We start from the raw sequence: 18,903 nt of genomic DNA on the forward strand, positions 1-18,903 counted from the left end.
GACTCCGCCCCAGCGTCGAGGCAGGGAGCCCATGAGCGGCACGGTCTACGAGAACGCCCGCATCCACACGCTCGACCCGGCCCGCCCGCACGCCGAGGCGATGCTGGTCCGCGGCGAGCGGATCGTCGCCGTCGGCGACCTCGCCGAGTGCCGGGACCGGGCCGGCGGCGGCGCGCGCCGGATCGACCTCGGCGGGATGGCCGTGCTGCCCGGGCTGATCGACAGTCACATCCACGCCGCGTCCTACGTACGCGGGCTGGACCAGGTGGACCTGCGCGGCACGGCGAGCCTGGACGAGGCGCTGACCCGGATCGCGCGGCACGCCGCCACGCTGCCGCCGGACGCCTGGCTGTTCGGTGGCGGGTGGGACAGCAACAGGTGGACCCGGCCGGTGCAGCCGACCCGTACCGACCTGGACCGGGTCTGCCCGGACCGCCCGGCCGCGCTGCCCAGCGTCGACGGCCACACCATCTGGGTGAACAGCGCCGCGCTGGCCCGCCTCGGCATCGACGCCGCCACCCCCGACCCGCCCGGCGGGCAGATCGCACGCGACGAGCACGGTGAGCCGACCGGCATCCTGCGCGAGGCGGCGGCCGACGCGGCGTACGCGGTGGTGCGCTCCCCGCACGCCGGTGACCTGGTCGCGCAGTTGCGCGCCCACCTGCCCCGGCTGCTCGCCGCCGGCCTGACCGGCATCCACGACCTGGACGGGCAGGACGCCCGCGCCGCCTACGAGACGCTGTACGCCCGGGGCGAGCTGCCGCTGCGGGTGCACAAGACGATCCCGGCCACGGCGCTGGACGAGGCGATCGACAGCGGCTGGGCCACCGGCGACGGGGACCGGTGGCTGAGCACCGGCCCGGTGAAGATCTTCACCGACGGCGCGCTCGGCTCGCACACCTGCCTGATGAGCGAGCCGTACGACGGCGAGCCCGGCAACCACGGCATCGCCGTCACCCCGGCCGAGGAGTTCGAGCGGCTGCTGGCCACCGCCGCCGGGGCCGGCATCGCGGTGGCGGCGCACGCCATCGGCGACGCGGCGAACCGGATGGTGCTGCGGGCGTACGCGCGCTGGCGCGATTCGGCCGGGCCTGGCGCGGCGCGGCTGCGGCACCGGATCGAGCACACGCAGCACCTGCTGCCCGAGGACGTGCCGCTGCTCGCCCGCTCCGGGGTGATCGCCTCGATGCAGCCCACCCACTGCACCAGCGACATTCCGCTGACCAGCCGGATGCTCGCCGGCCGGGACCTCGCCTCGTACGCCTGGCGCAGCCTGCTCGACGCCGGGGCCGTCGTGGCGTTCGGGTCGGACGCCCCGGTGGAGGACCCCGACCCGTTCTTCGGCGTGCACGCCGCGGTGACCCGGCAGCAGCCCGACGGGACCCCGCCCGGCGGCGTCGACCCGCACGAGCGGCTCGACCTGGACACGGCGCTGCGCTGCTTCACCGAGGCCGGCGCGTACGCCTCCTACGAGGAGCACCTGAAGGGGCGGCTGCGCCCCGGCATGCTCGCCGACTTCATCGCGCTGCCCACCGACCCGTACCGGGTGGAGCCGGCGCGACTGCGGGACCTGACAGTGGCGCTGACCGTGGTCGGCGGCGTGGTGCGCTGGCAGCGCTGACCGTGTCCCGCCCGGACGCCGCTGTCCGGGCGGGACACGGCGGTCATTCCGACGAACTAGCCGCCTACACGGATCCACGTGGACCGGTCGGCGGGGCGATACGGCACCGGGCCACTCCGGCGGCGTAGCCGAGGGCGGATACGGAACGACTTGCGCCAGACCACGTGGTCAGCGTTGCTTTCTCTCCCTAACGTCAAGGACCAGCGGAAGGGCGTGGAGCCGCGCAGATCTGTTCGATTTCCCTCGCGATTTTTTCTCGCCGTGCGTCTTCCCCGGCAGTGGCCAGGAGCTCCATGAATTTCTCCGCAGCGTCGCAGTACCCGGCGTGGCCGGGACTCGTCGCTGGGCGTCGCGCCGCGAGGACCTTGTCAAAAAGCTCGATCGCGATTTCAGGATCCTCTGTCTCGAACTTCACCGTGGCGAGGTTTTCCAATGTCTTCAATGTGCTGTCTGCGTTGGGGCCTAGTACGTGTCGACGGGCTTCGTAAGTGGTGGAGAGAATCTCGTCGGCCTCGTGGTATCGGTCTAGTTGGGCCAGGACAGTGCCGAGATTATGGGCGGCCTCGAGCGTGAGTGGGTCAGTCGCACCAAGCGCCTCGGACCGGACGACGCGGATCCGCTCGTAGAGGCGACGCGCGGCTTTCAGCGCTGCCTTGTTCCCGCTGAGACTGTTCGCGACCTCGTCCATCACCTCAAGCGTGGTGAAATGGGTGGAATCCGTCTGTCCTGGCGACGGTTGTTCGGCTGGCGGCCGCTGGGCGGGGATGTCTTCAATCGGGGGCGGTTCTGGTTCTTCGATTGTTCGCTGCCACGCTGCCATCACCGCCTGTTGGTCGGATTCCTTGAGGCCGCATGCGGCCGCGAAACGTTCCACGAACTCCGGGGATATTGGGCCGTCCCGGGTGAGTTGACGGCTGATGTTTGATCTGGAAAGTCCTTGTCGATCTTTGACGCTCTGGTTCTCCTCGGCGATCGTACGGATCGACTTCCTGGACAACGTCAAAACGTAGCGCAGCAGGCGACGCAATTCCGTCCTATTGGTCACCTTGGCTGCGCGTTCGGAGACTCGCGACTCGGTGTTCATGGATCCCCTATGGTGTCCCGCACCGTCCCATGCCGGCGCCCGCTCAAGAGTAGACGGCCGATGGACGTCCCGGGACGGCCTCGCGTTGTCCCATATGCGACTCGCGACGGCCCTTCTTTGTCCCCTGCCTGTCGTCGTATGGCCATTCTTTGATGAGGTTCAGCCTCATTCGTTGCTCGAAATTCGGGACGGACCCAAAAATTTAGTCAACCCCGCTTCATCTGGGGTAACGGTCCAAGAGAAGGGTGCCGACCAGTGATCGCCATCGTCGCGTACTACCTCGCGCTGATTGAGCCGGAGCAAATTCTGAGCTGCCTGCCCTCGATCACCGTGGTACTCAAGTTCCTCACCGCGCTGGCCGGCTTCACGGCGGCGGCAATGGCCCTCGCCCTGCGCACCTACCGGTGGACTCGCCTTGCCGTCCGTCGGCGTCGCGGCACCCCGCCGAACCGGCACAGCTGATCCCGTTGCGGATGTGACGGCGGGTGCCCTGGCCTCTCGTGGCCAGGGCACCCGCCGTTCATCGGTCAGTTGGCGGCCTCGCTGTGTCGCTCCGGCACCCTGCGCAGAAACCGGCGCCAGGCCTCCCGGCTGATCAGCAACTCCGGCCCGTTCGGGTCCTTACTGTCCCGTACGGCTACCAGTGGGCTCGCCAGTGATACCTCAACGCAATTCCCTTGGCAGCTCCGGGAACTCTTGCGCCAAGCTGCGGGCGTAGCCGTAGCGCCCAACGGTCCTCCTCTGTCGGCAGCCGGATACCCTCGCCGCGACTCTCGCGGATGAAGATCGCCGCCGCCGCGGTTTCAGATCCTGCGGAGCAGCCGAGCCGAGGCAGCGGTCCCGAGTCTAGATAACCTTCGATGTCCGGGCTAGCCTGTGAGTCGGGGACGGCGGTCTGCAGCATGGTCGCGGATCGAAAAGGCGAAGCATGGTGCGTACGACCGATGTCGATCACCGGATACGACCGGTACGGTGGCCGAGGCAGTGGATGAGGAGGGGAGGTGCGGTGGGGCGCAGTTCTGGCGGTAAGCAAGCGTCCGCGCATCCGGAGACGATACGTCGACCTCTAGCCCAGTCTGAATCGGCGCGTACTGCGGCTGACCCGGGTCACTCCGCCAGGGCCGTTCACGTGGCTCTTTACGCATCCGGTGTGGGGACGATCGCAGTCGTAGCCGGCCAGGCACTGGGCTCCGGGCTGTTTCCCAAGGACGGCGTGGCTCGGGCGGCGACGATGGTCGTCGTCATGCTGGTCCTTGGAACTGCGGCCGGTGCTCTGGCCGACCCTATTCTGGCGTCTGTCGCTGGCGGGCAGCGCGGGCGCCGTCGGTGACCTGTCGCGTCTCCCTGTGGGCTCGCTTGGCGGCCCACACCAGCAGTGTGATCGATGCGGGAAAAAGCAAGAGGAACCCCCACAGCGCCCCGGTGGCGAGGGCGATCAGGGATCCGATGGTGCAGCCGAAGAACAGGGTCAGGATCATCGTCCTGACCAGCATGTGGGAGTCGTTGAGGACCTCGCGCACGAGGCTCGGGTGGGGTGGATGAGGGCCCGCCGGAGGCTTCGTGGAAGAGGCGCGGAAGGGCAGGTCGCGGTCAGCCATGGGACCCTGCCGGAGGGCCAACCGCGCTGGCTTCAAACCGGACGGCAAGCCGAGAGGCGCAAATCGAGCGACTGCTTTCCGCGTAGTTCATGCGCCTGGCCTCCTCCGGTCTGAGTAAACGGCTTCCTATGGGTGGGTGGCGGTACTAGAGGGCGGCGATCGCCTGGTCGAGCGCTGCCTCCAAGTCGGTGCCTGCGCAGGCCACCGACTGCATACCCTCGAAGGAAGAACTGGCAGCCACGATGCGAGCCTTGTCCACCCGGGTGGTCAGTTCGCCGAAGGCGTTCTCCTCGTAGAAGAGCGGTTTGTCGTCGGTGTCGGGGAACTCCAGGAGAACGTAGGAGGAACTGCCCAGGCCCGGATGAGCGCCACTGCTGAAGGGGGTCATCCTCAGGTCGACCTTGGGGTTGGTCAGGGCGGCCCTGAGCAGTTCCAGCTGTTCCCGCATGACAGTGGTGTCGCCGGCCTCGGCGCCGACCGTCCGCCGGATGACCGCCTCGTCGACGATGAAGTGGGCTTTCGTCAGCAGGCCGCCCTCGGCCAGGATCTGCTGGCGTGTCTTCATCACCTGAACCTGCTGGTCGATCCGCCTTTCGGCTGCGGCTTGCTCCGCCCTGGTGAGCGCAGGGAAGCGAAGGTAGCTCCTCAGCACTGCACGCCGGTACTCCGGCGTCTGAAGTAGGCCGGGAACGTAGAACGGCTCGAACGAGCGTAGCGTCTGCGCCAGCTGCTCATGCTCGACGTACTCGCGGAACGCCTTGGAGTGGACCTCGCTCATCTCCGGGTGGCTGGACCGCCGGGCAATCTCGGCCATCGAGGACAACTCATCGACAGTGCGCTGGTCCGAGAGGCCGAAGAGTCGTAGGAAGGCGAGTAGGTCGGTGCGAGAGACGCTCACTTCGCCGTTCTCGACACGCGTGACCTTCGATTGCGACCAGCGCAGCGCAGCGGCGACCTGTTGCTGGGTCATGCTGTTCTCGCGGCGTAGCCCACTGAGGCGCCGGCCTAGCCGCTTGCGCTGGTACGCCGGGACTTCCACTAGAGGCTCCATGTCATCCTTCCGATGCGAGGAGTGATTGCTGCCCGTCTTGATTGAAAGATCAGCTACCCGACGCTAGCGCGAATATGCAGGTGCATATTCCTTTAGATACGCGTGAGGGCAGCCACATGAGGTTTGCGATGCCCGGAACTGGGTACGCGCCTGACCCTTTCCGGCGACTGGCTGTGATGTCCCATCACTCCCCGCAAGCGCGGCATCCGCTATGTCCGACTAGCGAACACTGTCGGTTCTGAGGCCATAATGGAGCTCCTGCTGGTTCGCGTCGCCGCTGCCCTCTGGCCTGGACTGAATGGTGAACTTCTACTCTGATTTGTGCTGCTCAAGACAAAGAAAACGATAAGAACCTTTTGGTCGCTTCCGCTACGCATTCGGGTTCTGAAGGATAGGAAAATTCGGGCGCACGCCAAAGCGAAGCCCTGCCCAGCTGGTTGCTGGTCAGGGCTTCGCAGTCGAGGCAGGGTGAAAGGTTCGTGGTCAGGCGCCCTTCACCCAGCCGAGGCTGAACCGGGCGAAGTAGATGCCGCCGGTGTCGCCCACCTCGTACAGGTTGCCGACCGTGCCGTCGGCCAGCACCGCCATCGTCGAGTAGCCGGCGCCGCCGGGCTTGACCAGTGCCCGCGCCGGCCAGCTCGCGCCGTCGTCGGTGGACAGCCGTACGGTGAGGTCGTTGCGCGCGCTCGGGTGCGCGTTGTTGCTGAACAAGGCCGTGCGGGTACGCACCGGCGCCCGGTTCGCGCCGACCTCGGACGGCCGCAGGTAGGACATCTCGTCGGCGTTGCACAGCGGGTCGGTCAGCAGCGTGCTGGCCGTGGCCGCGCCGAACGTCGCGGCGCCGTCGGTGGAGGTGGCGTAGAAGCGGCTGCGGGTCGAGTTGTGCCGCATGTTCTGCACGATCGCGCCGGTGCCGCGCTCGATCGCCTTGCTCTCGTTGATGTTCCCGCCGGCGGATCCGCCACGGCGCCAGGTCGCGCCGTGGTCGTCGCTGTAGATGTTCGCGGCGTGGCTGGTGCCGGCCGAGTCCCGGTAGGCGATCGGCTGGATCAGGCGGCCGGTGCTGGTCTGGATGCCGTGGCCGGAGGAGAAGAACACCTGCCGCCAGGTGGGGTCCTTGACGGCCGGGTTCAGCTCGACGGGCGCGCTCCAGGTGGCGCCGTTGTCCCGGCTGGTGATGTAGCGCAGGTGCATGCTGTTCGGGTCGTCGGCGGTGTTCAGGCCGGAGCCGCCGGACCAGAAGCTGATGCCGGGCCTGGGGGAGTAGGTGAAGAAGCAGTAGACGACGCCGGTGGCGCGGTCCACGAGCAGGCTGGGGTCGCCGACGCCCTCGCTGGTGGTGGGCGGGGCGTGGATGACCCGGGGCTGCTCGAAGGTGCGGCCGCCGTCGGTGCTGCGGATCATCACGATCTGGATGTTGTTGGTGCCGCCGCCGAGGTCGTACGAGCCGTTCACCCGGGCGTCGGCCACGGCGATGACGGTGCCGTTGTTGGTGACGGCCAGGCCGGGGATGCGGACCGAGGCGACGGTGCCGTCGTACCGGCCGCCCGTGCGGTTGAGGTCGCGGATCACGGTCTGCGTGGTGAGCAGCGTGGTGCTGGTCATCTGCGGGTTGCCGGTGGCCAGGTCGCAGGAGGTGGTGCCGCGCAGCGTGGTGTCGAAGCCGGGGGCGGTGACCCGCAGCGTGTACGGGGCGCCGGCGCCGACGGTCCAGTAGTGCAGGTAGTTGCCGCCGGCGGTGATGGTGCGGGTCCACGGCGAGCCGGTGCGTCCGGGCCACGTGACGGTGAAGTCCCGGGCGGTCGTGGTGCGGTTCTCCAGCGCGAGCTGGAGGCGGCCGTCGGTGCAGTCGAAGCTGGTGAGCGCGGACATGCCGGTGCCGCAGTGGAAGATGCCGGCGGTGGTGTCGTCCAGGCCGGTGGGGGTCGTGGTGCGCAGCGTGTACGGCGTGCCGGGGGACAGCGTCCAGTACAGCTCGGCGCCGCTGCCGGCCGCGACGGTGCGGGTCCAGGGCGAGCCGGACCGGCCGGGCCAGGTGACTGTGTACGTCTGTGCCGTGGTGCTGCGGTTGTCCAGAAGCAGGAGCAGCCGGCCGGTGGTGCAGTCGGCGCCGACGGTGGCGCTCACGCCGGCGGGGGCGGCCTGGGCCGGGGTGGCGGGGAGCACCGTCAGCAGGCCGAGGAGGACGGCCAGGACGGCGGTCACCCGGCGTGGTATCGCACGGACAGGGGGCACGGGGGATTCCTTCCGGACGGGGGTGGGGATCGGAGCGACAGCGTCAGACGTCGGACGTCCGATGTTGGGTACGTACGCTAAGCCGATCGATGGGACCCGTCAAGGAATCGGACGATGTGGACCGTGCACAAAGGGCGCGCGCAGGCCGGCCGGTCCGCGGCCGGCCTGCCGGTGTCCGGTCGCCGGGTCAGGCCTGGGCGGCGCGGGCGATGCTCGCCCGGATGGGCGCGTAGTGCTCGGCGATGGCCGAGCGCAGCGCCGCCGCGTCCCCGGCGGTGAGGGCGGCCACGATGGCCTGGTGCCGCTGGGCGGTGATGACCCGGTCCTCCGGCTCGGTGCGCAGGGTCGGCGCGACGATGGCCTGCACCTGCCAGAACGCCTCGGTCAGCTGGACCAGCAGGTCGTTGCCGAGCGGCTCCATCAGCTTCAGGTGGAAGGCCCGGTCGACGTCGAGGAAGTCCTCGCCCTGTGCCGCCCGGCTGCGCATCTCGTCGGCGAGCGCGGACAGCTCCGACCGGTGCTCCTCGTCCAGGGCGTCGATGACGGTGGCCGCCAGCCCCTGCTCCAGCGTCTGCCGGATGTCGACGACCTGGGCCAGTACGTGGTGGTCGTCCTCGCCGCTGAGCAGCCCTCGGAACGTCAGGCTCTCCACCAGGGCGTTGAGGGACATCCGGCCGACGAACGTGCCGTGGCCGTGGCGCACCTCGACGATGTCGAGCGCGGAGAGGATCTTGACGGCCTCGCGGACGCTGGAGCGGCTGGCGCCGACCGCCTCGCACAGCTCCGTCTCGGTGGGCAGGAGATTGCCCGGCTTGAGGCGGTTGCGCAGGATGTACTCCTTGATCCTGGTGGCGACCTCCTGCCGGCGAGGGCTCGGCCGCTCGGCGCCGCGTAGCGGACTGGCGTCAATGGTCGTCATCTGCCCCTTGCCCTTCGTTCCCGAATCTGACACCCTCACCCTACCGGCATCAGACGTCAGACGTCATACACCTTACACTTCACATCCCCGGCGCGAGCGGCGACGCGAGCGCATGAAGAGCCTATGGAGGCATCTACGTGAGCACCACCGGTAAGTCGCGGAGCTGGCGCGTGCCGCGCCGCCGCGTCCGCCCCCTGGCCGTCGCCTCCCTCGGAGCGACCCTCGCCCTCGGGCTGGTGGCCTGCAGCGGCGGTCCCGCCTCGACCAACGCGGTCAGCGGCGGGAAGGCGGGCACGTCGATCGAGGCCACCCTGGCGTTCACGCTCTCCAGCGGTTTCGACCCGGGCAACGCCTCCTCCGCCGTGGCGACCGCCGTCAACCAGCACGTCTTCGAGGGTCTCGTGGACCTCGACCCGATCACGCGGGAACCCTACAACGCGCTGGCCAAGAGCGACCCGACGCCCGGCGCCGACGGCCTCACGTACACCGTGACGCTGCGCGACGGCGCGAAGTTCTCCGACGGCACCCCCGTCACCGCCGAGGACGTCGCCTGGTCGTTCACCCGCGTGCTGAAGCCGGCGGACCCGAAGGCGCCGCCGCTGATGCAGGGCTTCGTCTCGTTCCTCGACAGCGTCACCGCCAAGGACGCGGCCACCGTCGAGTTCAAGCTGAAGTACCCGTTCGCCCTGTTCAGCGAGCGGATCTCGGTCATCAAGGTCGTGCCCAAGGCCAAGACCGGTGACGCGGCGGCGGCCAAGGCGTTCGACACCGCGCCGATCGGGTCCGGCCCGTTCAAGGTGGACAGCGCGTCCAAGGAATCCGGCATCAAGCTGAGCAAGAACGAGACCTACAATGGCCCGCGCCCGGCCAAGGTCGAGACGATGACGTGGAACACCACCACCGAGGCGTCGGCCCGGGTGTCGGACCTGCAGGGCGGCCGCGTGCAGGCCATCGAGGCCGTGCCGTACCTGAACGTCGACTCGCTCAAGGACAAGTACACGATCGACGTGAAGCAGGCCTTCAACCAGGTCTTCCTCATGTTCAACAACGCCGCCGCGCCGTTCAGCGACAAGCGCGTCCGCCAGGCCCTGCACTACGCCATCGACAAGGACGCGGTCATCAAGACCGCGCTCAACGGCTACGGCAGCCCGGCGACCAGCTACCTCGACGAGGGCAACAAGGCGTACCAGAAGGCCGCCACCGTCTACGACTACAACCCGGACAAGGCCAAGGCCCTGCTCCAGGAGGCCGGCGTCACCAACCTGTCGTTCCGGCTCGACACCACCGACAACTCGGTGGTCAAGGACGTCGCCCCGCTGGTCATCGAGCAGTGGAAGAAGATCGGCGTCAACGCCACGCTCAACACCGTGCCGTCCTCGGCCATCTACGGCGACATCGTCCCCAAGGACACGTTCCGGGTGCTCATGGCCACCGGTGACCCGAGCGTCTTCGGCGTCGACACCGACCTGCTGATGCGCTGGTACTACTTCGGCGAGACCTGGCCGGGCCAGCGTTACCGCTGGAGCGACGCCAACCGCAAGGCCATGGGCGACCTGCTGGACAAGGCCGCGCAGACCTCCGACGAGGCGGCCCGCAAGGCGCTGTGGAAGCAGGCCCTGGACATGGTGGCGGACGACGCCCCGCTCTACCCGATCCTGCACACCAAGGTCGTCACCGCGTACGACCCGGCCAAGCTCGACGGCTTCTCGGGCGCCTCGACCACCGGCCTGTACTTCCTGGGCACCGGCCGGACCGGCTGAGCCCACTCGGGGCTCCGCCCCCGCCTCCGTCCCGTCCGGCCGCACGTGACCCGTGCGGCCGGACGGGACGCCCCGGCGCCCCGCCACGAGAAAGAGAATCCATGCTGACCGTCCTGAACCTGGTCGCACGACGATTCCTGACGCTGATCCCCCTGGTGCTGGGCATCACGCTCTTCGTCTTCGTGATCATGCAGTTCTCCCCGATCGACCCGGCGCTATCCGTCCTCGGCGACCAGGCCACGCCGGCGCAGGTCGAGGCGTTCCGCGCCGCGAACGGGCTGAACGACCCGCTGCCGCTGCGCTACCTGCACTTCCTCGGCGACCTCGTCCGCGGCGACCTCGGCATGACGTTCCCGCCGTCGGTCCCGGTCGCCGAGAAGATCGCCATGGCGCTGCCGCTGACCATCCAGCTCACCGCGCTCGGCGTCGTCGGCGCGCTGGTCATCGCGCTGGCCCTCGGCATCCCGGCCGCCCTGTACCGGGACCGCTGGCCCGACCAGGTCATCCGGATCGTCTCCATGGCCGGCATCGCCACGCCGTCGTTCTGGCTGGCCCTGCTGTTCATCCAGGAGTTCTCGGTCCGCCGCCCGATCTTCCCGACCGGTGGATACGTCAACCCCGCCGACTCGGTCGGCCTCTGGCTGCAGTCCCTCGCGCTGCCCGCGCTGGCGCTGGCCGTACCGGTCGGCTGCTCGCTGGCCCGCATCGTCCGCACGTCGATGGTCGAGGAACTCGACAAGGACTACGTCCGCACCGCCGTCGGCGCCGGACTGCCACCGCGCGTGGTGATCGGCCGCAACGTGCTGCGCAACGCGCTGGTCAACCCGCTCACCGCGCTCGGCCTGCGGATCGGCTACCTCATCGGCGGCACCGTCGTCATCGAGGCCATCTTCTCGCTGCCCGGCATGGGCACCCAGATCATGAGCGCCGTCCAGCAGAACGACACCGCGCTCGCCCAGGGCACCGTGCTCACCATCGCGCTGTGCTTCGTCCTGGTGAACCTGGTCGTCGACATCCTCTACCTCTTCGCCAACCCCCGACTGCGCGGAGGCCACTGATGCGCCGGTCCCTCACCACGCGGCTGTCCCGCCCCGGCATGGCCTTCGCCCGGCTCGGTCTCGCGGCCCGGTTCGCGCTCGGCTTCGTCGCGCTCATCGTCGTGGTCGGCGTGCTCGCCCCGCTGCTGCTGCGCCACGACCCCACCCAGACCGGCCTCGGACCGGCGCTGACCGGCCCGAACGGCGACTTCTGGTTCGGCCTGGACAAACTCGGCCGCGACGTCTTCTCCCGGCTGGTCGCCGGCACCCGGCGCTCCCTGATCGTCGGTTTCGGCGCGGCCGGCATCGCGCTGGTGCTCGGCGCGATCCTCGGCGCGCTCGCCGGCAGCAGCCGCACCGTCGTCGACGAGATCATCATGCGCTGCCTCGACGTGGTCATGGCCTTCCCCACGATCGTGCTCTCCGCGCTGCTGATCATCTCGTTCGGCAAGAACAGCCTGCTGGTCCTCGTCATCGCGATCGGGTTCGTGTTCACCCCCTCGGTCGCGCGCATCGTCCGCGCCAACGTGCTGTCCCAGTACGGCGAGGACTACGTGGCCGCCGAGCGCATCATCGGCGCCCGCCGCCCGCACATCTTCTGGCGGCACGTCCTGCGCAACTGCGCCGCCCCGATCCTCGTCTTCGTCACCGTCATGGTGGCCGACGCGATCGTCTTCGAGGCGTCCCTGTCCTTCATCGGCGGCGGCCTCGCCCCGCAGGAGGCGGCCTCCTCGTGGGGCTCGGTCATCGCCTTCGGCAAGGAGATGGTGCAGATCGGCGGCTGGTGGGCCACATTCTTCCCCGGCCTGCTGATCCTGCTCACCGTGCTGGCGCTCAACGTGCTCTCCGAGGGCATGTCCGACGCCTGGGCCGCCCCGGCCGCGCGCCGCGCCACGTCCACCACCAGGGGTGACGCGCTGGAGCAGGCGCAGCCCGGCACCGGCGAGGTGGTCGAGCTGCCCGGCCTGGCCGAGGCGGCGCAGCGGCTGCGTGAGCGCGCCCGCCCGCTGCCGCAGGGCAAGCCGGTCCTTCAGGTCAGCGACCTGTCCATCGGCTTCGAGGGCCGCCACCGCGGCGTCGACATCGTCGACGGGCTCACCTTCGACGTACGCCCCGGCGAGGTCGTCGGCCTGGTGGGGGAGTCCGGCTCCGGCAAGTCGCTGAGCGTCCTCGCCGTCATGGGTCTGCTGCCGCAGGGCGCCCGGGTACGCGGCGAGATCCGCTTCCAGGACACGGACCTGCTGAAACTCAACGCCAAGGGCCGCCGCGCCCTGATGGGCCGCGAGATCGCCATGGTCTACCAGGACGCGCTGTCGGCGCTGAACCCGGCGCTGCGCGTCGGCGCCCAGCTCGCCCAGATGATCCGCCGCGGCGGCACCCGCTCGGCCGAGGAACTGATGCGGCTGGTCGGGCTGGACCCGCGGCGCACGCTCGCCGCGTACCCGCACGAGCTGTCCGGCGGGCAGCGGCAGCGCGTCGTGATCGCCATGGCGCTGTCCCGCGACCCGAAGCTGATCATCGCGGACGAGCCGACCACCGCGCTAGACGTCACCGTGCAGGCCCAGGTGATGGCGCTGCTGCTGGAGCTGCGCGAGCGGCTCGGCTTCGCCCTCATCCTGGTCAGCCACGACCTCGCCCTGGTCAGCGACGTCTGCGACCGGGTCGTGGTGATGTACGGCGGGCAGATCGTGGAGACCGGCGTGACCGCCGACGTGATGGAGGCGCCCGCCCACCACTACGCCCGCGGCCTCCTCGGCTCGGTCCTGTCCCTGGAGACCGGCGCGGAACGGCTCACCCAGATCCGCGGCGTGGTGCCCTCACCGGCCGACTTCCCGAAGGGTTGCCGGTTCTCCGACCGCTGCCCGATGGCGACCGAGATCTGCCGGGACACCGCGCCCACCATGGCGGGCACGGACGGCCACGGGTACGCCTGCCACCACCCCGCCGTCACCGTCAGCGAGAAGGAGCCGGCCCGATGAGCGCCACCGCCGAGCACCGGCCGATCGCCGAGCTGAGCGACGTGCACGTGGTGCACGCCGCGCGCGGCGGCGGCATGTTCAGCCGGGAGAAGGTCTACGCGCTCACCGGCGCCGACCTGGTCATCCGGGCCGGCGAGACGGTCGGCATCGTCGGCGAGTCCGGCTGCGGCAAGTCCACCCTCGCCAAGGTGCTCGTCGGCCTGCAACGGCCGACCGCCGGCACGGTGTCCTTCGCCGGCAAGGACGTGTGGTCGATGACCGCCACCGAACGGCGCGAGCACATCGGCGCCGGCGTCGGCATGATCTTCCAGGACCCGGCCACCTCACTGAACCGCCGGATGCCGGTACGCGACATCCTGCGCGACCCGCTCGACGTGCACCGCCGGGGCACCCGGCAGCAGCGCGAGCAGCGGGTGACCGAGCTGATGGCCCTGGTCGGCCTGCCCCGCTCGGTCGCCGACGTGCTGCCCAGCCAGCTCTCCGGCGGCCAGCGCCAGCGGGTGTCCATCGCCCGCGCGCTGGCCCTGGAACCGGGGCTGGTCATCGCCGACGAACCGACCAGCGCGCTCGACGTGTCGGTCCGCGCGCAGATCCTCAACCTGCTGCTGGACCTCAAGGACCGGCTCGGCCTGGCCATGGTGCTGGTGTCGCACGACATCCAGACCGTCAAGCGGGTCAGCGACCGGGTCGTCACCATGTACCTGGGCCGCATCGTCGAGCAGACCCCCGCCGACCTGCTGCCCGAGGGCGGCCGGCACCCGTACACCCGGGCCTTGTTCTCGGCCACGCCGGGCCTGCTCTCACCGATCGAGCCCATTCCGCTGGTCGGCCCGGTCCCGTCGGCGACCCGGCCGCCGAGCGGCTGCCCGTTCCGGACCCGCTGCTGGGCCGCCACCGACGGCTGCGCCGTGGACATGCCCGCGCCGCGCCCCGCCGAGGGCGCGGGCCACGAGTTCCGCTGCCACCACCCGGTGCCCGCCGGCACCGCCAACACCGAACTGGTCGCGCTCGCCACCTCGGCGACCGGCCGCACCACAACTGAGTCTGTCGAGGAGAACCTGTGACCACCCCAGCCCCGCGGTTCGCCGGAGTCGTGCCGCCGGCCGTCACCCCCCTGACCGAAGAGGGCGAGGTCGACGTCCACTCCCTGGAACGGCTGGTCGAGTGGCTGCTCGACGCCGGCGTCGACGGCATCTTCGCCCTCGGCAGCTCCGGCGAGACGGTCTTCCTCACCGACCGGCAGCGGGACCTCGCGCTGGAGACCATCGTCAAGACCGCCGGCGGCGCCGTGCCGGTCCTCGCCGGCTGCATCGAACCCACCACCCGCCGGGTCGTGGAGCGGGCCGAGGCGTCCACCCGGCTGGGCGCGGACGGCCTCGTCGTGACCGCCCCGTTCTACGCCATCGTCGGCCCGCACGAGATCGAGCGGCACTTCCGCGCCGTCGCCGCGGCGGTCGAGCTTCCGCTGCTGGCGTACGACATCCCGGTCTGCGTGCACAGCAAGCTCTCCGTCGACCTGCTGACCCGCCTCGCCGCCGAGGGCGTGCTGGCCGGCGTCAAGGACTCCAGCGGCGACGACGTCGCGTTCCGCCAGCTGGCGCTCGCCATCGCCGAGCACGCGCCGGAGCGCGACTTCAGCCTGCTCACCGGCCACGAGGTCGTGGTCGACGCGATGATGCTCGCCGGTGGCTCCGGCTCGGTGCCCGGACTGGGCAACGTGGACCCGGCCGGGTACGTGCGGCTGCACCGCGCCTGCGTGGCCGGCGACTGGGCCGCGGCCCGGCGGGAGCAGGACCGCCTGACCCGGCTGTTCCGCATCGTCGACGCGGCCGACCCGGCCACCTCGGCGGGCGCCACTCGGGGCGTCGGCGCGTTCAAGACCGCGCTGTCCCTGCTCGGCGTCATCGCCGGCAACGCGGTGTCGCTGCCGCTGCGGCCGCTGGACGACGCCGAGACGGGCCGCGTGCGTACCCAGCTGGAACTGGCCGGGCTGCTCTGACCATGCCCGAGGTGAGCACGACCGGTCTGGTCGCCGCGCTCGACATCGGCGGCACCAAGACCACAGCCGCGCTGGTCACCGCCGCCGGCGAGGTCGTCGGCCGGCACACCGCGCCGACACCCGGTCGCTCCGGCGCCGCAGCGGTGCTCGACACCGCCGCCGGCCTGGTCGAGAAGCTGCGGGCGGACGCGCCGGGTGTCGTACGGGCGCTCGGCGTCGGCAGCGCCGGCGTCATCGACAGCGGCTCCGGCCTGGTGCTGTCCGCCACCGACGTGCTGACCGGGTGGGCCGGCACGGACCTGCGCGGCGACCTGGGCCGGCGCCTGGGCGTGCCGGTCACCGTGGTCAACGACGTGCACGCCCACGCGCTGGGCGAGGCGCGTCACGGCGTCGCGGCCGGGTACGACACGGTGCTCTACGTCGCCGTGGGCACCGGTGTCGGCGCGTCGTTCGTCCTCGGCGACACAGTGCTCGCCGGTGCGCACAGCGCGGCCGGGCACGCCGGGCACCAGCCGTCGGCGTACGCCGGAACGCTGCCCTGCACCTGCGGCGGGCGCGGGCACCTGGAGGCGATCGCCGCCGGGCCCGCGCTCACCGCCGAGTACGTCCGGCGTACCGGCCGTCCGGTGGCCGACCTGCGGGCCGTCGCCGCGCTCGCGGCAGGCGGCGACGAGACGGCCCGCGACGTCGTCCGGCTCGGCGGCACGGCCGTCGGGTCCGCCGTCGGCGGCCTGGTCAACGTGCTCGACCCCGCCGCCGTGGTGATCGGCGGCGGCGTCACCGGCCTCGGCGAGCCGTGGTGGCGGGCGCTGCGTGACGCGGTGCCCGCCGAGACGCTGCCCGGCCTGGCCGGAGTGCCGGTCCTCGCCTCCACCCTCGGCCCCGACGCGCCGCTGCTCGGCGCCGCCTCGCTCGCCTGGAAGGTCTCATGAACGCACTCGTCGACCAGCTCCGCCACCGCCTGGTGGTCTCCTGCCAGGCGTACCCGGGTGAGCCCATGCGCGACCCGGACACCATGCGCCGGGTCGCGCTCGCCACCGCCCGCGGCGGCGCCGCCGGCATCCGCGCGCAGGGACTGGCGGACATCGCGGCCATCCGCGCGGCGGTGGACCTGCCGCTGATCGGGCTCTGGAAGGACGGCGACGACGACGTCTTCATCACCCCGACGCTCGAACACGCGCTGGCCGTCGCCGACGCCGGGGCGCACGTCGTCGCGCTCGACGGCACGTCCCGGCCCCGCCCCGACGGCCGCACGCTCGCCGAGACGATCGCGGCCGTGCACGAGCGCACCGGCGCGCTGGTGATGGCCGACTGCTCCACGTTCGACGAGGGCATCGCCGCCGCCGCTGCCGGCGCCGACCTGGTCGGCACCACGCTCTCCGGGTACACCGCGTACACCACCAAGGGCGACGGGCCGGACCTGGACCTGGTCGCCCGGCTCGCCGCCGCGGTCGACGTCCCGGTGGTCGCCGAGGGACGCATCCACACCCCGGAGCAGACCGCGCAGGCGCTGCGGGCGGGCGCGTGGACGGTGGTGGTCGGCACCGCCATCACCCACCCGAGCACCATCACCGGCTGGTTCGCGTCCGCCGTACGGGAGGCCGCGTCGTGCCGCTGACCGACCTCGACCTGGCCGGCTGCCTCGCGTACCGGCCGGAGCTGGACGTGCCGGCGGACCTGGACGGATTCTGGGCGCGCACGCTCGACGGCGGCGGCGACCCGGCGGCGGCGGTCTACGAGCCGGTCGACACCGGGCTGACCCAGATCCGGACGTACGCGGCCACGATCCCCGGTTTCGCCGGTGAGCCGGTACGCGGATGGCTGCACCTGCCCGCCGGTGCCGACGGGCCGCTGCCCTGCGTGGTCGAGTACCTCGGCTACGGCCGGGGCCGCGGCCTGCCGCACGAGAAGCTGTTCTGGGCGGCGGCCGGCTTCGCGCACCTGATCATGGACAGCCGCGGCCAGGGCTGGAGCGCCGCCACCGGCGGCACGCCCGACCCGCACCCCTACCCGGCCGGCACCGTGCCCGGCTTCCTCACCCGGGGCGTCGCCGACCCGGCCGAGCACTACTACCGGCGGCTCATCACCGACGCGGTACGTTTCGCCGAGGCCGCCCGGCGGCACCCGGCCGTCGACCCGCGCCGGGTGGCGGTGACCGGCTTCAGCCAGGGCGGCGGCCTCGCCCTGGCCGTCGGCGCGTTGTGCCCGGACGTCGCCGCCGTCATGCCGGACGTGCCGTTCCTGTGCGACATCCGCCGGGGCGTGCGCGTCGCCGGCCCGGACAGCCCGTACGCCGAGGTCGTCGAGTACCTCGCGCTGCACCGCGACCGCGCCGACCAGGTGTTCCGCACGCTGTCCTACCTGGACGCCGCAGTGCTCGCGCCGCGCGCCACCGCGCCGGCGCTGTTCTCCATCGCCCTGCGTGATCAGGTCTGCCCGCCGTCGACCTGCTTCGCCGCCTACCACCGCTACGGCGGCGACAAGGACGTGCGGGTGTACGAGTTCAACGACCACGAGGGCGGCGAGGCGGCACACCAGGGCGAACAGCTCACCTGGCTGCGCGGGATCCTGGGCGGCTAACGGGCCCGTTCCACCACGTAGTCGGTCAGCTCCAGCAGGAAACGGCCGTCCTCGGTGTCGGCGGCGGCGCCCAGCGCCCGCTCACCCTCACGCCGGGCCGCGAGCGCGAGATCCCGGGCGCTGCGCCGCGCCGACTCCACACAGTCGTACGCGAGCAGCCGCCCGTGCAGCCAGCGCACCTCGGCGTCGGTGCGCTGCGCGCGGGTACGGCTCAGCAACCGCACGAGCCGTTCACGTTCCTCCGGTGTGCACCGCCGCATGAAGTCGATCAGGATCAGCGTGCGCTTGCCCTCCCACAGGTCACCGGCGATCTCCTTGCCGTACCGGGCGTAGTCGCCGGTCAGGTTGAGCGCGTCGTCCTGGATCTGGAACGCCGCACCCAGATACCAGCCGTACCGATCCAGCACGTCGACAGCGTTCTCCCGGCCGGTCGCCACGAGGATCCCGGTGCGGCACGGGTAGATGCACGTGTACCAGGACGTCTTCTTCAGGCACATCCGGTAGTAGTCGTCGGCGTCCAGGTCGCACACGTTGTCGCGGATCCAGCCGATCTCGATCGCCTGCCCCTCCAGCGAGTGGCGCATCATCAGCTCGGTCTCGGTGAACAGCCGCCAGGCGATCCCGGAGCCGAGCGCCGCCCGGTTCGCGGCCAGCCGCCGCAACGCCAGCAGGTTCGTCATGTTGCCGACGTTCAGCGCCACGCCCACGCCGTACTCGGCGTGCAGCGTCCGCCCGCCGCGCCGCTGCTCGCTGGAATCCTGGATGTCGTCATGGATGAGGAAGGCGTTGTGGAACAGCTCCACTGTCACCGCGGCGTTGAGGCCCACCGCGTCGCCGCCGCCGAACGCCCGGCACGTGGCCAGGCACAGCGCGGCGCGCAGCCCCTTGCCCCACCGGCGCGGATACTCCGCGACCAGGTCGTAGAGGTAGCGCGGGCCGCCGTCGGGCACGTCGTCGAGCAGCGCGCCGAGGGCCAGCCCGCGATAGCGCTCCAGCATCCGTTCCACGTGCCCGCCGGCCACCCCGGCGGCCGTCGCCAT

17 protein-coding genes are annotated in these 18,903 nt (G+C 71.0%); 10 read left to right on the plus strand and 7 right to left on the minus strand.

Going from position 1 to position 18,903, the window contains the following annotated elements; translation table 11 throughout:
• The first annotated feature begins 31 nt into the window (after positions 1–31).
• The gene (locus PVK74_RS03565; protein WP_274478164.1) at positions 32–1,621 is read left to right on the plus strand and encodes an amidohydrolase; all 1,590 of its coding nucleotides are present in this window, start codon (positions 32–34) and stop codon (positions 1,619–1,621) included.
• Positions 1,622–1,814: 193 nt separating this feature from the next.
• Here PVK74_RS03565 and PVK74_RS03570 read toward each other — a convergent pair whose 3' ends face one another.
• Positions 1,815–2,705, minus strand: coding sequence for a tetratricopeptide repeat protein (locus PVK74_RS03570; protein ID WP_274478165.1), 891 nt, complete (start codon positions 2,703–2,705; stop codon positions 1,815–1,817).
• A 255-nt stretch (positions 2,706–2,960) separates the two neighbouring features.
• Between PVK74_RS03570 and PVK74_RS03575 the strand changes: the two genes are divergently transcribed.
• Positions 2,961–3,167 (plus strand): hypothetical protein, encoded by a 207-nt coding sequence (locus tag PVK74_RS03575; protein ID WP_274478167.1) that lies wholly within the window; start codon positions 2,961–2,963, stop codon positions 3,165–3,167.
• Positions 3,168–3,232: 65 nt separating this feature from the next.
• Here the strand turns inward: PVK74_RS03575 and PVK74_RS03580 are convergent, their stop codons facing one another.
• The 5 genes from PVK74_RS03580 to PVK74_RS03600 all read right to left on the minus strand — a co-directional run bounded on the left by PVK74_RS03580 (position 3,233) and on the right by PVK74_RS03600 (position 8,508).
• Positions 3,233–3,436, minus strand: coding sequence for a DUF397 domain-containing protein (locus PVK74_RS03580; protein WP_274478168.1), 204 nt, complete (start codon positions 3,434–3,436; stop codon positions 3,233–3,235).
• 552 nt (positions 3,437–3,988) lie between these two features.
• Complete coding sequence (locus PVK74_RS03585; protein ID WP_274478169.1) at positions 3,989–4,225, minus strand: hypothetical protein; 237 nt, start codon at positions 4,223–4,225, stop codon at positions 3,989–3,991.
• Positions 4,226–4,448: 223 nt separating this feature from the next.
• Entirely contained in the window at positions 4,449–5,273 is an 825-nt protein-coding gene (locus PVK74_RS03590) for a helix-turn-helix domain-containing protein (protein WP_274478170.1), read from the minus strand.
• A 564-nt stretch (positions 5,274–5,837) separates the two neighbouring features.
• Positions 5,838–7,589 carry an exo-alpha-sialidase gene (locus tag PVK74_RS03595; RefSeq protein WP_274478171.1) on the minus strand — a complete coding sequence of 584 codons (1,752 nt, stop codon included), beginning with the start codon at positions 7,587–7,589 and terminating at the stop codon, positions 5,838–5,840.
• Between the two features lie 187 nt (positions 7,590–7,776).
• Complete coding sequence (locus PVK74_RS03600; protein ID WP_104114786.1) at positions 7,777–8,508, minus strand: FadR/GntR family transcriptional regulator; 732 nt, start codon at positions 8,506–8,508, stop codon at positions 7,777–7,779.
• A 137-nt stretch (positions 8,509–8,645) separates the two neighbouring features.
• Here PVK74_RS03600 and PVK74_RS03605 point away from each other — a divergent pair, with 137 nt between their 5' ends.
• The 8 genes from PVK74_RS03605 to PVK74_RS03640 all read left to right on the plus strand — a co-directional run bounded on the left by PVK74_RS03605 (position 8,646) and on the right by PVK74_RS03640 (position 17,863).
• Positions 8,646–10,268 carry an ABC transporter substrate-binding protein gene (locus tag PVK74_RS03605; RefSeq protein WP_043324748.1) on the plus strand — a complete coding sequence of 541 codons (1,623 nt, stop codon included), beginning with the start codon at positions 8,646–8,648 and terminating at the stop codon, positions 10,266–10,268.
• Positions 10,269–10,369: 101 nt separating this feature from the next.
• The gene (locus PVK74_RS03610; protein WP_064446265.1) at positions 10,370–11,326 is read left to right on the plus strand and encodes an ABC transporter permease; all 957 of its coding nucleotides are present in this window, start codon (positions 10,370–10,372) and stop codon (positions 11,324–11,326) included.
• Complete coding sequence (locus PVK74_RS03615) at positions 11,326–13,284, plus strand: dipeptide/oligopeptide/nickel ABC transporter permease/ATP-binding protein (RefSeq protein WP_274478172.1); 1,959 nt, start codon at positions 11,326–11,328, stop codon at positions 13,282–13,284. Before PVK74_RS03610 ends, PVK74_RS03615 begins: the two co-directional genes overlap by 1 nt.
• Entirely contained in the window at positions 13,281–14,348 is a 1,068-nt protein-coding gene (locus PVK74_RS03620; protein ID WP_043324745.1) for an oligopeptide/dipeptide ABC transporter ATP-binding protein, read from the plus strand. Before PVK74_RS03615 ends, PVK74_RS03620 begins: the two co-directional genes overlap by 4 nt.
• Entirely contained in the window at positions 14,345–15,283 is a 939-nt protein-coding gene (locus PVK74_RS03625) for a dihydrodipicolinate synthase family protein (RefSeq protein WP_069090135.1), read from the plus strand. Before PVK74_RS03620 ends, PVK74_RS03625 begins: the two co-directional genes overlap by 4 nt.
• A 2-nt stretch (positions 15,284–15,285) precedes the next feature.
• On the plus strand, positions 15,286–16,215 hold the full coding sequence (locus tag PVK74_RS03630) for an ROK family protein (protein ID WP_274478174.1): 930 nt from the start codon (positions 15,286–15,288) through the stop codon (positions 16,213–16,215).
• Complete coding sequence (locus PVK74_RS03635) at positions 16,212–16,901, plus strand: N-acetylmannosamine-6-phosphate 2-epimerase (RefSeq protein ID WP_274478175.1); 690 nt, start codon at positions 16,212–16,214, stop codon at positions 16,899–16,901. The genes PVK74_RS03630 and PVK74_RS03635 overlap by 4 nt, the downstream gene beginning before the upstream one ends.
• Positions 16,892–17,863 (plus strand): acetylxylan esterase, encoded by a 972-nt coding sequence (locus tag PVK74_RS03640; RefSeq protein ID WP_274478178.1) that lies wholly within the window; start codon positions 16,892–16,894, stop codon positions 17,861–17,863. The genes PVK74_RS03635 and PVK74_RS03640 overlap by 10 nt, the downstream gene beginning before the upstream one ends.
• Here PVK74_RS03640 and PVK74_RS03645 read toward each other — a convergent pair.
• A complete protein-coding gene (locus PVK74_RS03645) occupies positions 17,860–18,903 on the minus strand; it encodes a polyprenyl synthetase family protein (protein ID WP_274478179.1) in 1,044 nt (347 codons plus the stop codon). The two genes, PVK74_RS03640 and PVK74_RS03645, sit on opposite strands and share 4 nt — an antisense overlap.

It is taken from the genome of Micromonospora chalcea (assembly GCF_028768405.1).
Lineage (GTDB): Bacteria > Actinomycetota > Actinomycetes > Mycobacteriales > Micromonosporaceae > Micromonospora > Micromonospora chalcea.

What these genes read in the sequence shown, in the direction of transcription:
- PVK74_RS03590 (WP_274478170.1), bottom strand. Translation starts at nt 5,273, where the DNA reads ATGACCCAGCAACAGGTCGCCGCTGCGCTGCGCTGGTCGCAATCGAAG.
- PVK74_RS03620 (WP_043324745.1), top strand. Translation starts at nt 13,281, where the DNA reads ATGAGCGCCACCGCCGAGCACCGGCCGATCGCCGAGCTGAGCGACGTG.
- PVK74_RS03610 (WP_064446265.1), top strand. Translation starts at nt 10,370, where the DNA reads ATGCTGACCGTCCTGAACCTGGTCGCACGACGATTCCTGACGCTGATC.
- PVK74_RS03635 (WP_274478175.1), top strand. Translation starts at nt 16,212, where the DNA reads ATGAACGCACTCGTCGACCAGCTCCGCCACCGCCTGGTGGTCTCCTGC.
- PVK74_RS03645 (WP_274478179.1), bottom strand. Translation starts at nt 18,903, where the DNA reads ATGGCGACGGCCGCCGGGGTGGCCGGCGGGCACGTGGAACGGATGCTG.
- PVK74_RS03565 (WP_274478164.1), top strand. Translation starts at nt 32, where the DNA reads ATGAGCGGCACGGTCTACGAGAACGCCCGCATCCACACGCTCGACCCG.
- PVK74_RS03570 (WP_274478165.1), bottom strand. Translation starts at nt 2,705, where the DNA reads ATGAACACCGAGTCGCGAGTCTCCGAACGCGCAGCCAAGGTGACCAAT.
- PVK74_RS03630 (WP_274478174.1), top strand. Translation starts at nt 15,286, where the DNA reads ATGCCCGAGGTGAGCACGACCGGTCTGGTCGCCGCGCTCGACATCGGC.
- PVK74_RS03615 (WP_274478172.1), top strand. Translation starts at nt 11,326, where the DNA reads ATGCGCCGGTCCCTCACCACGCGGCTGTCCCGCCCCGGCATGGCCTTC.
- PVK74_RS03600 (WP_104114786.1), bottom strand. Translation starts at nt 8,508, where the DNA reads ATGACGACCATTGACGCCAGTCCGCTACGCGGCGCCGAGCGGCCGAGC.